General features: G+C 38.9%; 12 protein-coding genes. 5 read left to right on the forward strand and 7 right to left on the reverse strand.

The features are described 5' to 3' along the window. Positions 1-4 precede the first annotated feature (4 nt). The 5 genes from J3L16_RS16495 (at position 5) to J3L16_RS00335 (ending at position 5280) form a co-directional block, all read left to right on the forward strand. Positions 5-1519, forward strand: coding sequence for a GGDEF domain-containing protein (locus J3L16_RS16495; RefSeq protein ID WP_207610878.1), 1515 nt, complete (start codon positions 5-7; stop codon positions 1517-1519). Beyond that, on the forward strand, positions 1516-2880 hold the full coding sequence (gene ppnN / locus J3L16_RS00320) for a nucleotide 5'-monophosphate nucleosidase PpnN (protein ID WP_207610879.1): 1365 nt from the start codon (positions 1516-1518) through the stop codon (positions 2878-2880). The genes J3L16_RS16495 and ppnN overlap by 4 nt, the downstream gene beginning before the upstream one ends. Further along, on the forward strand, positions 2881-3261 hold the full coding sequence (locus J3L16_RS00325; protein ID WP_242698574.1) for a DUF3192 domain-containing protein: 381 nt from the start codon (positions 2881-2883) through the stop codon (positions 3259-3261). A gap of 13 nt (positions 3262-3274) precedes the next feature. Next, positions 3275-4873, forward strand: a complete 1599-nt coding sequence (locus J3L16_RS16500) for an HDOD domain-containing protein (protein WP_207610880.1) — start codon at positions 3275-3277, stop codon at positions 4871-4873. A gap of 98 nt (positions 4874-4971) precedes the next feature. Further along, the gene (locus J3L16_RS00335; RefSeq protein WP_207610881.1) at positions 4972-5280 is read left to right on the forward strand and encodes a ComEA family DNA-binding protein; all 309 of its coding nucleotides are present in this window, start codon (positions 4972-4974) and stop codon (positions 5278-5280) included. 29 nt (positions 5281-5309) lie between these two features. On the opposite strand, the gene galU is transcribed toward J3L16_RS00335, so the two are convergent. From galU to J3L16_RS00370, 7 genes are all read right to left on the reverse strand, one after another. Further along, positions 5310-6197, reverse strand: coding sequence for a UTP--glucose-1-phosphate uridylyltransferase GalU (galU, locus tag J3L16_RS00340; protein WP_207610882.1), 888 nt, complete (start codon positions 6195-6197; stop codon positions 5310-5312). Continuing rightward, a complete protein-coding gene (locus J3L16_RS00345; RefSeq protein WP_207610883.1) occupies positions 6197-7540 on the reverse strand; it encodes a UDP-glucose/GDP-mannose dehydrogenase family protein in 1344 nt (447 codons plus the stop codon). The genes galU and J3L16_RS00345 overlap by 1 nt, the downstream gene beginning before the upstream one ends. 16 nt (positions 7541-7556) lie before the next feature. Beyond that, positions 7557-8456: a glycosyltransferase family 2 protein gene (locus tag J3L16_RS00350; RefSeq protein ID WP_207610884.1), complete on the reverse strand. Its 900-nt coding sequence runs from the start codon at positions 8454-8456 to the stop codon at positions 7557-7559. Continuing rightward, positions 8432-9418, reverse strand: a complete 987-nt coding sequence (locus tag J3L16_RS00355; protein WP_242698575.1) for a glycosyltransferase — start codon at positions 9416-9418, stop codon at positions 8432-8434. Before J3L16_RS00355 ends, J3L16_RS00350 begins: the two co-directional genes overlap by 25 nt. A gap of 205 nt (positions 9419-9623) precedes the next feature. Then, on the reverse strand, positions 9624-10604 hold the full coding sequence (locus tag J3L16_RS00360; protein ID WP_207610885.1) for a hypothetical protein: 981 nt from the start codon (positions 10602-10604) through the stop codon (positions 9624-9626). A 20-nt stretch (positions 10605-10624) separates the two neighbouring features. Further along, positions 10625-12631 (reverse strand): rhamnan synthesis F family protein, encoded by a 2007-nt coding sequence (locus J3L16_RS00365; RefSeq protein WP_207610886.1) that lies wholly within the window; start codon positions 12629-12631, stop codon positions 10625-10627. A 7-nt stretch (positions 12632-12638) separates the two neighbouring features. After that, a complete protein-coding gene (locus tag J3L16_RS00370) occupies positions 12639-13697 on the reverse strand; it encodes a hypothetical protein (protein ID WP_207610887.1) in 1059 nt (352 codons plus the stop codon). Between the last annotated feature and the right edge of the window lie 45 nt (positions 13698-13742).

Genomic DNA, 13742 nt, shown 5'->3' on the forward strand with positions numbered 1-13742 from the left:
GTAAGTGGATGCACTTAAACAAAAAGCGCTAAAAAAATATTCAGATAATTTAGCTCAGCTCATTACTCGGTTATCTGCTTTTTATGAAGGAACAAACACTACCATTGATGCAGAATTAAAAATTCTCAGAGGCCACCTTTCAGGTAAACCAGATTTTAGTTTAGCCGCAGTGAGTATAAACAAGTTATCTCCTCTGTTAATGGATGGCGATCAACACGTACGACACCAAATTAAAAACAAAGTCGCAGACCTTCAAGCGACTGTAAAAAAAATTCAACAATTAGACCAAACTCCTGAAGAACTCAGACGTTCAATTGCTCAGCAGCTAACATCCCTTTCAGCTCCAACCACGTCATTAGAACAAATGTTTAGCCACTTATTCAGTGCAGTTTCCCTAGTAGAGACGTGTGTAAAGAGCAGTCATTTACCTGAAGGTAATAATGAGAGTAATTCTAGCGGGGTTGATGGCGCGGTCGACGAAGTCAAAACTGAGATTGTTTCTGAATTACTTCAGTGGGTTGATGTTTACGCAAGAAAAAAACCTAATGATACTGAACTCATTGAGTTAAAAACAGTGTTAGCAGAGGGCTTGAGCGAACAACAACTGCTAGAGTCATGCCTTGTTTTAATTCGAGTTATCATTAACGAAACCATGCTTGACGCATCGGCTAATGGTAAGGCAATACAGCGTATACATGCAGCCATCAATAAAACTGACAAACATGTGGCATCGAGTATCTCATTGTCGCAAAAAATAACGGAAAGGGATAACGCTCAAGTCGAACAAATAGAGGGTATCCTTGGCGAGTTTGATTCTTCATTAAAACAACAAAAAGATGTCGAAGAGTTAAAAACAAAAGCTCATGAATATATCGATCAAATCAGATCTGAAGTCCATGACAAGCATAAAATAAACAGTAGTGAACAAGAAAAGCTCATGTCTTTGTTAGTTGATATGCAGGCACAATTAACCAGCTTGCAAAAACAAACTCTGAGTTACAAAAAACGTTTGGTCGAACAAAAAAACTCTCTTTATACAGACCCTCTTACAGGCGTCCCAAATAGGCTTGCATACAACGAAAGAGCTGTAAAAGCCATGTCCTTTGCAGAAACGCAAAACGACCCCTTAGCATTGTCAGTAATCGACATTGATCATTTCAAGTCTATAAACGATCAATATGGTCACGCCGCCGGGGATAGAACTTTACAAGTTATCGCTAAAAATCTAATGAAAAATTTAAGACCCAACGAATTCCTTGCTCGCTGGGGAGGAGAAGAGTTTGCCTTGTTAATGCAAAATCAATCCGACAAAAACTTAAAAAGTAGGCTTGACGAAATGCGCGAAGAATTAAGTCAACTGCCTTTTAAATTCAAGCAAACCCCAGTGAAGATAACGGCATCGTTTGGCGCCAGTTGCTATAAAAATGGTGAAACGCTGCAACAGTTTTTCGAGAGAGCAGATAAAGCTTTATACAGCGCAAAAAAAACTGGCCGTAACCGTGTGATTATCGAATTATGAAAACAATACAGCTTAATCCAGTAGGCTGGATGAACCAGTTATCTCAAGTAGAGTTATCGCAGTTAGAAGATGCTGCAAATAGTGACATATACGATATGTTCCGCAACTGCTGCCTAGCTGTACTAAATAGTGGCGCTGATGAAGACGACGCTGACACACTCTTTGCCCCCTTCAAAGACTTCGACATCAAATTAGTAAGAAAAGAACGAGGGGTTAAAATTGAATTAATAAACCCGCCAGAATTGTCATTTGTTGATGGAAAACTCATTACTGGTGTTCACGAACACCTTTTCTCTGTGCTTCGAGACTTGTTGTATATGGGAAATAAATACGCATTTGATCACCAATCTTGCCCAGCAAGTGGGACTTTAGTAACAGACATGGTGTTTGATATGCTCAGACATGCCGATGCGTTAAGCACCAATAACACCCTTGATACTGTCGTATGTTGGGGTGGTCATTCCATTAACAAAACTGAATACAAATACACTAAAGCCGTAGGCTATGCTCTTGGCTTAAGAAACATGTCTATCTGTACCGGTTGTGGCCCTGGAGCGATGAAAGGACCGATGAAAGGCGCGGCCATTGGCCATGCAAAACAACGTCATAAATCTGGCCGATATATTGGCATTACAGAACCCAGTATCATTGCAGCTGAACCCCCTAACGCTATTGTTAATGAACTTATCATCATGCCTGATATTGAAAAGCGGCTAGAAGCTTTTGTGCGATTTGCTCATGGTATTGTTGTCTTTCCTGGGGGAGCCGGTACCGCAGAAGAATTGCTTTATCTTTTAGGTATACTGCTTCACGAAGATAACACAAATCAACCCTTTCCATTTGTATTAACAGGCCCTGCGGGAAGCGAAGGTTATTTTGAGGCAATCGACGAATTCATCGGTGCGACGTTAGGAAAGGAAGCTCAACAAAAATATAAAATTATCGTAGACGATCCTGATGCAGTAGCGGTGTATTTAGCGAAAAAAATGAAAGAAGTAGAGCAATTCAGAAGAGAACATGGCGACGGCTTTAGTTTTAATTGGACACTGAAAATTCCTACAGAATTTCAAATGCCTTTTATTCCAACCCATAGCTCCATGGCCGCACTCCCTTTACACAATGAACAACCTATAGGGAAAAAAGCCGCAGCATTAAGGCAAGCCTTTTCGGGCATTGTAGCTGGAAATGTTAAAGCTGAAGGTGTAAGGTTAATAAAATCAAAAGGGCCTTTTAAACTTACTGGCGATCCTGAATTAATGAATAGAATGGATACACTTTTAGCATCATTCGTTGAACAGCAAAGGATGAAGCTACCAGGTTCAAAGTATACTCCCTGCTATACTATCGATTCGAGTATGTAAATGATGCGAAGTTCTAGTGCCATTAAGATTATTGTAATTGGGTTTTCTGCTTATATTGCATTGACGTTTAGCGTCCTTACCTTTGTGCCAGATAAACCAGAAAATATGGGGTGGCAAGACCGAGAAGCATACAATAAAGTCCAAGTTGCAAAATTAACAATTGGAGCAACCAGGGACGAAGTTCTCGCGTTAATGGGCTCACCTGACATAACCGAAGCCAAAGAAACCAGCGATACGGTCGTACAAATTATGTTTTTTAGAACCCAACATGTTAAAGCTGATGGGTTAACAACTAAGGAAGAGTGTACTCCCGTTCTTTTTGAAGACAACAGACTTGTCGCTTTAGGTGAAAGTGCGCTAAATGAATATGAACAGAGTTAATTAGAAATAATTCGTGCCAGCTTTAGATAAATTTTCGCTTGCATATAAGACATTGCTTATTCAATTAGAGAAAGAACAGTATTCTCAAAGTATAAAAACTGCGCTTACCATTTGCAAAGAGCTCAACACATCAATATCACAACATCCTTTGTATGTTTTAGGGCTTTGTTTTTCTCGCATAAAAAATGAAAACGTAGAACACTTCAGTGCGTCTATCACACGCATTGTGACTTTCATTCACTTATGCAGAATAAATCAATACAATACAACGTCGTCATCTATTTTGTCGTCAGGCTTGCTACTATGTTATGCCACTCAACAGCTTGAAAGCACGGCGAAAGACGCCGCTACAAAGCACACCCTGAAAAGATTTGAGCACCTAGGTTACGGAAGCGCCGCAGATTTACTTCGCATCGCAAAATTACTCGTTTTACCCGATCCTGTTCGCTATTTACCTCAAGTACGGTTAACACATTGGCAGTGGCTAGCGGTAAGTGTATCGGTGTTGCTAACAAATTCTGGTAAGCAACGATGGCAATCCAATATTACTCGTTTATTTTATGTTACCCCTAATTGGTTGCATAATAGTTTGCAGCATTTACTCATTTACCCGTCGTTACATATTCCTGGTACGCAAGTCGAATTTAAAAGTGAAAAATACTGGATACTCTGTAATCACGGTAACAACGTAATACTCAGTAATGGTAAAGATCATGTAGAGGCTAACCATGAAAGCTGCGTTCCAGTGGTTAACTATGATTTCAACAAACAGCTCTTCAGCGAAGCTCTACGCACCTATGAAAACGAAAATATCTACCCTTTAACCTATAGAGTAGATAGACCCCCTAAGTCACTATTACTGATATTGAAACAGTGCCAGCAGTACAACATTGATATTGACGAATTAACCCAACGAATAGAGAAGGAACCGAGTTTCTCTCGGTTCATGTGTGAATCTGCAACAAATAGCAATAGGTTAAAAATATCAGTCTCTTCCGTAAAACAAGCTATCATGACTTATGGAACTGAGCGCCTAGGCGATATGTTAACAACCCATGCGTTATTTGAACGTCTCACGCAAAATAGTTTTCCCTTAAAAGATGCATTTATTAGCCATGTGACACTCAGCATGGAAATAGCCGCTTACCTAGCCAAAGAAACACAATTAATATTACCGCAAACAGCTAGCCTTCTAACCTTGCTGTGCCACTCTCCTTTATTTACAAATGCAACAGTAAAAAACATAACATCGTGGGAAACGGTGAACGTTGAACAGCATGGTTTCAAACACCTAATAAAAGAAATACCAATAGACGATTTACGGACCGCGTCAATGAACCTTGCTAAAGCATGGGGAACATCTCCGGCTCATATTACAGCGATGAGTCGGGTGTTAACTGATAGTAATACCCCAACATCTTCTTCGTCAGCAATTATTCAACTGTCATTAGAATGGTCTACAACCATTCGTCATGGCTCTTTTAGCCACACTCGCCATTCGACACCTTATGAAAAAAAGCTCAGTAAATACTTAGGTGTTACTTTGTCGTCCAAAGCCACTTGTGTTCACGGTCTTTCTGAACTTCTCTATTGTAATTTAGTAAAGCGCTAATAAAAAACTGACCTTTTTCGATACTCGTATTTGTGTAACATCGCGATACAGTAATAGTGGATGCAGGGGGCATCATTTAACTAAAAAAGGAATACAGAATGAAAATTGTAAACTCTATTCTATTTACATTAATATTAGGAACAGCTTCAACATTCGCTCAAACGGCACCTGTAAGCGTTTCTAATGAAACAACAGCACCAGAAGCAAGCGAGCTAAAGGTAAACATTAACAACGCTGACGTATCTACTCTAGTCGCCCTACCGGGTATTGGACAAAGTAAGGCTGAAGCGATTGTTCAATATAGGCAAGAAAACGGGTCTTTTACTCAAATTGAAGAACTCAAACAAGTAAAAGGTATTGGCGATAAACTTTTTGCTAAGTTACTTACGCAAATAAGCATTAATTAAAAAAGGCTCTTACGAGCCTTTTTTTACTATTACAGTGATTTTAAATACTCGGTAAATTCGTCGCCCAATTCAGGGTGTCTTAACGCATATTCAACATTCGCTTTCATATAGCCTAGCTTACTTCCGCAGTCATGACTTTTACCTTTCATGTAGTAAGCGTCAACTTGCTCTAGTGCCATTAATGAATCAATAGCATCCGTCAGTTGAATTTCTCCACCAGCACCCGGTAAGGTTGTCGCCAGTAAGTCCCAGATTCTTTCAGACAACACATAACGACCTACAACAGCCAGATCAGATGGCGCATCTTCCAGTTCAGGTTTTTCTACCATTTTATGGATTTTTGCTGATTCACCTTGAGCTAATTCAGCACCATCTAAATCCACAATACCAAACTTCACAACATCTTCTTGAGCAACCTGCTCAACCATTACCTGGCTAACGCGAGTTGTGTTAAATTTAGCAACCATATCTGCCAAGTTGTCCTTTTTAGGATCACTTGCAACATCATCAATAATGACATCCGGTAATACAACAGCACAGGGTGCATCACCAATCAAAGGACGAGCACATTGTATTGCATGACCAAGTCCACTTGCATGGCCTTGACGCACATGCATGATAGTCACATCTTTTGGACAAATTGCTTGCACTGCTTCTAAAAGTTGACGCTTAACACGTTTTTCTAACGTTGCTTCAAGCTCAAAAGACGTATCGAAGTGGTTTTCGATACTGTTTTTACTCGCATGTGTAACAAGAATAATTTCTTTAATTCCTGCTTGTACACACTCAGATACCACATACTGAATAAGTGGCTTATCAACAACAGGCAGCATCTCTTTTGGAATTGCTTTAGTGGCTGGTAACATTCTTGTACCTAGACCAGCAACTGGGATAACTGCTTTTTTAACTTGACTCATTACTTATTTTCCTTAATTGATAATCCACGACCAATGGCATAATAATCGATACCATAATCATTCATACGCTCTGGCTCAAATAAGTTTCTTCCGTCAAAGATAACTGGCTCAGACAGCGCGTTTTTAATTGCTTCAAAATCAGGCGCCCGAAATGCTTGCCATTCAGTACATATAACTAAGAAATCAGCTCCTGAAAGTGCTGCTTCTTTCGTCCCAACCAACTTCAAATCGTCTTTCGTGCCGTATATACGTTGTGTTTCTTCCATTGCTTCAGGATCATATGCCTGAACCGATGCCCCTTCAGACCATAATTTTTCCATCAATACACGGCTTGACGCTTCGCGCATATCATCGGTATTTGGCTTAAATGACAAGCCCCATAATGCAACGGTTTTACCTGACAATTCACCATCAAAGTGGCGCATAATATAATCAAATAATTTTTCTTTCTGGGAATAATTTACGGCTTCTACTGACTCTAAAATACGTGCTTTATAACCAACCTGATTTGCGCTTTTTACCAAAGCTTGAACGTCTTTAGGAAAGCAAGAGCCGCCATAACCACAGCCTGGGTAGATAAACTGGTATCCAATTCTTGGATCAGAACCAATCCCTCTACGTACATTTTCAATGTCAGCACCAAAGCGTTCCGCTAAATTAGCCATTTCATTCATAAAGCTAATTTTTGTTGCTAACATACAGTTTGCTGCGTATTTTGTTAATTCCGCACTGCGAATATCCATTGTAATCACCTTGTCGTGATTACGGTTAAATGGCGCGTACAATTCTCTAAGTAGCTTTTCAGCCCCTTCGCTATCAGTGCCTAAGATAATTCGGTCTGGTCGCATACAATCGTTAACCGCCGCACCTTCTTTTAAGAATTCAGGGTTAGATACGACATCGAACGCTACACTTTTATCCAATGATTTAAATGTGTCTGTTACTTTCGCTTTCACTTTGTCCGCAGTACCAACGGGAACTGTAGATTTGTTAATAATCACCTTTTTATCTTGCATGAAGGTGGCTATAGTTTCCGCTACAGCAAGCACGTATTTAAGATCTGCGGAACCGTCTTCATCAGGAGGAGTCCCCACCGCAATGAAAACAACTTGTCCGTGTTTAACTCCGGATTCTGCATCAGTGGTAAATTGCAATCGGCCAGATTCAAAATTACTCGTTACTAAAGGAGTAAGTCCTGGCTCGTAAATCGGAATAATACCTTTTTCTAACTTGTCGACTTTGTCTTGATCAACATCAACGCAAACGACATCATGACCGACTTCTGCTAGCACTGCTGCTTGAACAAGCCCTACGTAGCCTATTCCAAATACCGTAACTTTCAATGTTATCTACCTTTTATTATTTCCAATTGTTATCAAACGGCCCTGTTTTGTTCCAAAGCCCATCCCAAATACCTTTGAGCATAAATGAGATACGCAAACGTTTTTGTTTTTGGCAAAGCCCATTAAGCAAAAACTTTGGTATCATCAAACCTAGGTTCCTTAACTTCCAATAAAGTGGAACATAGTTTCTACGTACAAGCAAAAATATATTCCTATATTGATAATACAAGCGTACCGGAGAACCTACTCGGTATTCTATCCCGGCAAAACTATTTAAATAATCACCTATCCTGTGGCGCATTATAACAGTATTAGACTGTCCAATTTTCAGCGAGTGCTCTTGAGCCCGCCAACACCATTCATGATCCACTGCATCGATAAAAAGTCCAGTTTCTTTGAAACCAACTTTAGGCAGCAATGCCAAATTAATCAACATACCAGAAGCTATAATTTGCCTAACAATATTTCCTGATTCATGCCGCTCTATACATTTATCAATTCTAGGTTTAAGTAAAGTATTTGAAAATTCGCATAAAACACTTGGGCCTATAGCAAGAATATCTGACTGGCTTTCGAGATGTAATCGTTGCATATCAGTAAGTAAACGACTTACAAAATCCGACTCTATTGCGCTGTCTTGATCGAACAGAACGCCGTAATTGCATCCATTTTTGAGCAACACCTCCAAACCATGATTCTGCGCGCCGGCAATACCAATGTTGTCAGGGAAGTGCATTAAGGAAATTTTTTCAGATGATGCCTTCGAAATAGGGCAAGCGACGGGGGAGTTATCAATCAAGCACAGAGTATCAACTTGCACAAGTAGTCGCTCTACAAGGCCTGAAATCATGCTTTTACTAGGGTTATAAAGCACAATGACTGCGCCTACTTTTAGTGTTTTGTTAATTTGTCCCATAGGAACCTATCAACTCTATACGCAAGTTTTACAACCTTCAGCGGCATACTCCGTAAAAACAAAACAATAAACGCATACAAAACATTGGTTACAGAAAACCGGTTTAATTTTTTCATTGTATAGAACCGTGCTCTGAACTCGCTAAAAGAGCGCTTAATCCCTCTTCGCTTATAAAATTCATCAACACGACGAAACAATAATAAATTCGATTCTAGATTGCTAAATTTACACCCGTCTGCAGCCAAATCAGCCCACAAAAAATAGTCTTCTGTTATGTTCAACCCAGACATGTAACGAAACCCCTTCGAAAATACATCATACCTAATCATGACAGTCGGATGGTTTAACGGGCAACGTTTGGGTAATAGCTTTACAATAGCATCATGAGATAAGGGCAGTTTACGCTCTCCAATTATTTTGCCATTTTCATCAATCTCAGACAACGCACTACCTACCACAGAGATATCATCATGCGCGTCTAAAAACTGCTTTTGAGTTTGAATGCGGTGCTTTTTACTGATGTCATCGGCGTCCATCCTAACTAAATATCTAGGTTCGACTTCAGCACTCAATTCAATAATGAAATTCATGCATTCGCTCAAACCGACATTATGCTTACCAAAAATCAATACTATACGGCTATTGTCTTGAGCAACATCAAGTAAATATTTTTTGCACGTATCGTCTATAGGCCCATCTACAACGATATAATATAAAAAGTCTGTGAATGTTTGCGCAAGCATACTTTCAATTGACTGACTAACCCAATCTAATCTGTCCTTTTCGTACACTGCCATGGCAATAACCACGTCAACTTTATGAAAAGTTTGATTCGGACTAGCTAAAGAAAAATGACTTACCAACGGAAAGAAGCTCCAACTATCTTTTTGAATATAAAGAGCACCTAAAAAATAGTATTTTGCTCTAAAAAATGCATCGCAACGGTACCAGAAAAAAAACAAAAAATCTTGATTATCTTACTAACTTAAATTTCATTCTGATGTTATTTTGAAAAAAAACATGTCTAAAAGGCTATACATGACTGGCCTGCCAAATACATATTTGCATGGCTATTCTCAATAATCATTTCAACATTTTCGTTTCAACGCGTTGCCACATTGGGGTTATTTTCTGAACGGCTATTTTCCAATCAATGAGGTGAAAACATCAAAGCTTGTCTCGAATAAATGCTGAAATATCATTCAACGCCTTTTGTGCGCTCGCAGTCAAACTCCATTCATCAGATGTAATATTGAGTTTTGAAAGTGTTGTATGAGGCTCATAGTTAACAATATTACTTTTGTATTTATCAACCATCACAGCTTCACCGCGGTTATCAATAAAATAGTTCCCTACCGTAATAGCTCTACTAAAAGACAAAATTAATGCTTTCAACTCACCTAGGCCTAATGTGTTAAGTGTGTCTATATTCTTCAAATACACACTTCTCACATTACTAGATACATCTATAGATTCTGCTTTTAGACGACAATTAATAGCTCTAATGACTTCTATATCTGCCAGACCCATTGACGCATTTCTTGCATGTTTATTGTGACTCACACTAACAAACTCGTCATTCCAAGAAAGCTGTGCGGCCTTAAAAAATTGTTGCAACAAATCACCATTTTTTGCAGAGGCATCAAAGTCAACAATATTGATATTGTCTTTACCGAAAACATGAGCAAACATATTTAACTTTAAATCAGCTGACAGCATTTGGCTTTGACCCGGCCTTGCAAGGTGGTCGTGGTAATAAGAGAAAAACGACTCAGTCCCACCATGTTTAATCGTTTCTTGCCAAATCGAATACAGCTTTAAACTTGCTCGTCTCCAAGAATGCAATATAACAATTTGCTTATTGGTTATAACCGACTGAAAATATTCCCAATGTTTTCGTTCTAATGAAATAAAGTCTTCACTAGAAACAATAAAATCATGTGGCTCATTAAAAAAAGCAATGTCATCTTGTGACAGGCTTTGATCGAAAATAAGCTGTCGTAAAGAGTGATGACCAAAAATACTCAAAAATCGCTTGGGATAAACCACATTTTGCTTGAATAGCTCAGCGCGGTTGTCCAGTAAAAATTTTTGAATCATTGTAGACCCCGTTTTATGAGGCCCTACGTGTATATATAATTTATTCATTTACAACTACTTTCGCCTGTTTAATCGCCGTGGAATGGATAACGTCCGTGATTTGCGATCAGCCGTCCCCACTTTAGAATTGTCTCTTCGTCCATTATCTCATTGCTCTTCATTTTTGGCAGTGACATTCCAGACGACGTCCATTTGTCCACTGGGTTCAAAATATGTAAATTCTTCAACCCATAATCTCCACAAAGTTGCGCATCTGACCGCACGTTATCCCCCACATGGACAAAAGAACGTTTACCGCCTTCGACCAAGCTTGCAATGTGCGACCACATAGTTCCAGCATCTTTGCGCTTTTGCATTGCGCTAGAAACAAACAACCTATAACCAACAGCAACACCAATTCTTTGAAGCATGTGTTCAATTTGCTTCTCGGTATAATAGGTATCGCTAACTAACCAAATTTCACTTCCAGTATCTGCTAAATGCGTCAACACAGAAACCATTTCGTCTTTAGGTAAAATCATTTCCAGATCGAACTGGAACTCAAGCTCTCGATAATTTGAGCACTCTTCATACCCCCACCCAAACTGATGGCCTAAGTAATCGTAGATATCAGTAATACTCACGTCTCCGACATGCCCTTTTTGCTTTCTTAGCGTCAACTCCGCACTATTGCGCAAACTAACAAAGGCATCGGCTGAACTCACGAGGTGCTCATTTGATAAATACTTACCTAACAAATATTTTGCGTAGTCAGGTTCTGTATATTCTCTTCGAAGTAGGGTATCAAAAATATCAAATGACACAATTTCATGCCCACTTAATTCTCTTTTAAAATGCTCAACAGGTTTAGCGTAGCCAATATATTTATAAGATGAATCGAGAGTAAATGAAGCCGAAGGAGGGTAATAATAAAACTGTTGGTAGTGGTTCTTTTCAACTAATAAGCCTAATACTCTTTCTAACGCATGCAACCAAGAACCATCATTGGGTAAAGGTTCTTCAGGGAAATCTTCGTAAGTATAAGAAGTCTCTAATAGTTGTTTTATTGCTTGAGGGCGTGCCCAAAACATACCACCTACAGGATAGCTAACAAAATCATCGTCAATTTCAATCCCCCAATCATTGCAAAATCCCTGAGCAAACCTTTTATTACATGTCCAATGATTCACCCACGATGGCATCATATGGAAAGTTGTAGGGTAATACATACCAAGCTGTTTGTTTTCGTTAAACAACTTCAATACAGAACTAACAACATGATTGTCATTAAACAAAAACTGGTTCAAATAGTCGAACCACTGTGTTTGCTCTCGCCCAGAATAGAGTGATTTTTTGGAATGCAAGTGACAAATCAAATCATAGTCTAAAAGTTGTTCATTAAATTCAACCAACATAGGACCAAAGTTACGCCCACGGTTAGGTGCAGCAGCAATGGTTAGCTGATTTACATTAGCAATATCGGAAAACGCATTTTCTATATCACTAATGGGAATATCTTTAGATGCAGTAACATATACATCGACACCACAAGGAAAAGAACGCAAACCTTCAGCAAATCGTTCAACAAAATCGGCATAGAACACGTGCAAGCAAATCGCTATTTTTTGCTCATTCCAACCACTATGATCATTAGCACTAATAAGCGATGTCGGGTGCCATTTAGAATGCGTTGGATGCGTCTTGCGCTTTTCAGCTAAACCGTGAATAACATAATGTAACAAAGGACTTTCTGAATTCAGGTAGGTGTCAATATGGTGGCGTTGATATGCTTCAGTATCGAAATTTGGTGAAGGTGTTACATTTGAAAATGTTGCTTTGAAACAATAGTCTTTAAAGGCTTCAAAGTCGCTATTAAATTCACCATATCGTGCCTTGTACCATTCAGGGCAAAACAAGTCTAATTCCAATGCTCTTTTAAAACCATGGCGAAGTGTATTCTCACCTTCGGATACGGGTTCTTTTTCTATACTCTCAGCATCGTTTACTTCTTCAGCATCGTTTACTTCTTCAGCCCCGCTAACTATGCGCTGGTTATATTTATTTCCTTTCAAAAAGGTAGAAATCAATTTTTTCATACTGAACTCAAATCCGAAACAATTGGAGAGGGTTTACATTGCCATTGCCTGAAATAGCATCATCTACATCAAATAGAGGCCATACGTCTTTGGGAAAAAAGTGCCGACTAAAAGCATAATGCTCAAACAAGGTTTCTATTTCTGTGCAACTAAACCTTAATCCGTTAGAGAGGTTGTGCACTATATTATCAATTGCCCCGTCAAAAATACGTTCTAAGTCATGAATACTACATTGTGGATTTGATTTTCTGCCAAAATAAAAATTAAATAATTCGCCAGAACCCCCTATTCGCTTTTCTATGTCGATAAATTGTCCATTTGGCGACGTCAACAAAGATTCAAATAATAAGGAGCGGTCTAACATGGTATAACCGTCCCCCATTTTTACTCCATCCTTAAACACAGATTTCATAAAAATGGTATTCTCGTTCACCCTCTGATTACCTTGCTGTGTGGTAATAAAATAAAGCGCTGAACTATTCATTCCCACCAAATACGTTAATAGCTTTTGGATTGTTCCTGAGTACCCAATGTCCACTAAAAGAGGCTTGCTCCCAGCATTTAACCCTAAGGTCTGCAAATATAATAAATAGGCTTGTTTTGAAGGCTGAATAAGGTCATTTAGCTGTGAGTGGTATTTATTTAGCAAGTCTTCTAGTTTTGACGATCCTTCAGGTAAACAGCATTCAGATTCCAGTTCTTCAACGGAAAAAATTTCATCTACTTGACGTAAAGTAAACCCGTAACGGCCCATAAGAAGCTGCTTAACCGTTCCAGCATATTTTGTATTTAAACTTAAGCTTCTGGCATTTTTGTCCGTAATAGTAATTCGGAACAAGAAACTTCTAGAGGCAAGTAAATAAAATCGATTGCGCTCTTCGGCCAACCCTTTATCCACTAGCACTTGGTAGGCTTTACTAAAAAAGTATCCTTCTCTGGCTAAAAAAACTATCTCGCTGGGATCACTTAACTCGATTTCAGTTAGCAAGTTAAAAAAATATTCGCTACAGATAGGGCCTAAAAAGTTATACCCAAATTCGTAAAGTGAGGTTGATCTACTTGTCATATTCCTTAGCTTTTTAAGTATTATTATAAGAATGCTATTTTCCGA

It is taken from the genome of Alteromonas sp. 5E99-2, from assembly GCF_017368475.1.
GTDB lineage: Bacteria > Pseudomonadota > Gammaproteobacteria > Enterobacterales > Alteromonadaceae > Alteromonas_F.

What these genes read in the sequence shown, in the direction of transcription:
- J3L16_RS00325 (WP_242698574.1), top strand. Translation starts at nt 2,881, where the DNA reads ATGATGCGAAGTTCTAGTGCCATTAAGATTATTGTAATTGGGTTTTCT.
- ppnN (WP_207610879.1), top strand. Translation starts at nt 1,516, where the DNA reads ATGAAAACAATACAGCTTAATCCAGTAGGCTGGATGAACCAGTTATCT.
- J3L16_RS00370 (WP_207610887.1), bottom strand. Translation starts at nt 13,697, where the DNA reads ATGACAAGTAGATCAACCTCACTTTACGAATTTGGGTATAACTTTTTA.
- J3L16_RS00335 (WP_207610881.1), top strand. Translation starts at nt 4,972, where the DNA reads ATGAAAATTGTAAACTCTATTCTATTTACATTAATATTAGGAACAGCT.
- galU (WP_207610882.1), bottom strand. Translation starts at nt 6,197, where the DNA reads ATGAGTCAAGTTAAAAAAGCAGTTATCCCAGTTGCTGGTCTAGGTACA.
- J3L16_RS00365 (WP_207610886.1), bottom strand. Translation starts at nt 12,631, where the DNA reads ATGAAAAAATTGATTTCTACCTTTTTGAAAGGAAATAAATATAACCAG.
- J3L16_RS00350 (WP_207610884.1), bottom strand. Translation starts at nt 8,456, where the DNA reads ATGGGACAAATTAACAAAACACTAAAAGTAGGCGCAGTCATTGTGCTT.
- J3L16_RS00360 (WP_207610885.1), bottom strand. Translation starts at nt 10,604, where the DNA reads ATGAATAAATTATATATACACGTAGGGCCTCATAAAACGGGGTCTACA.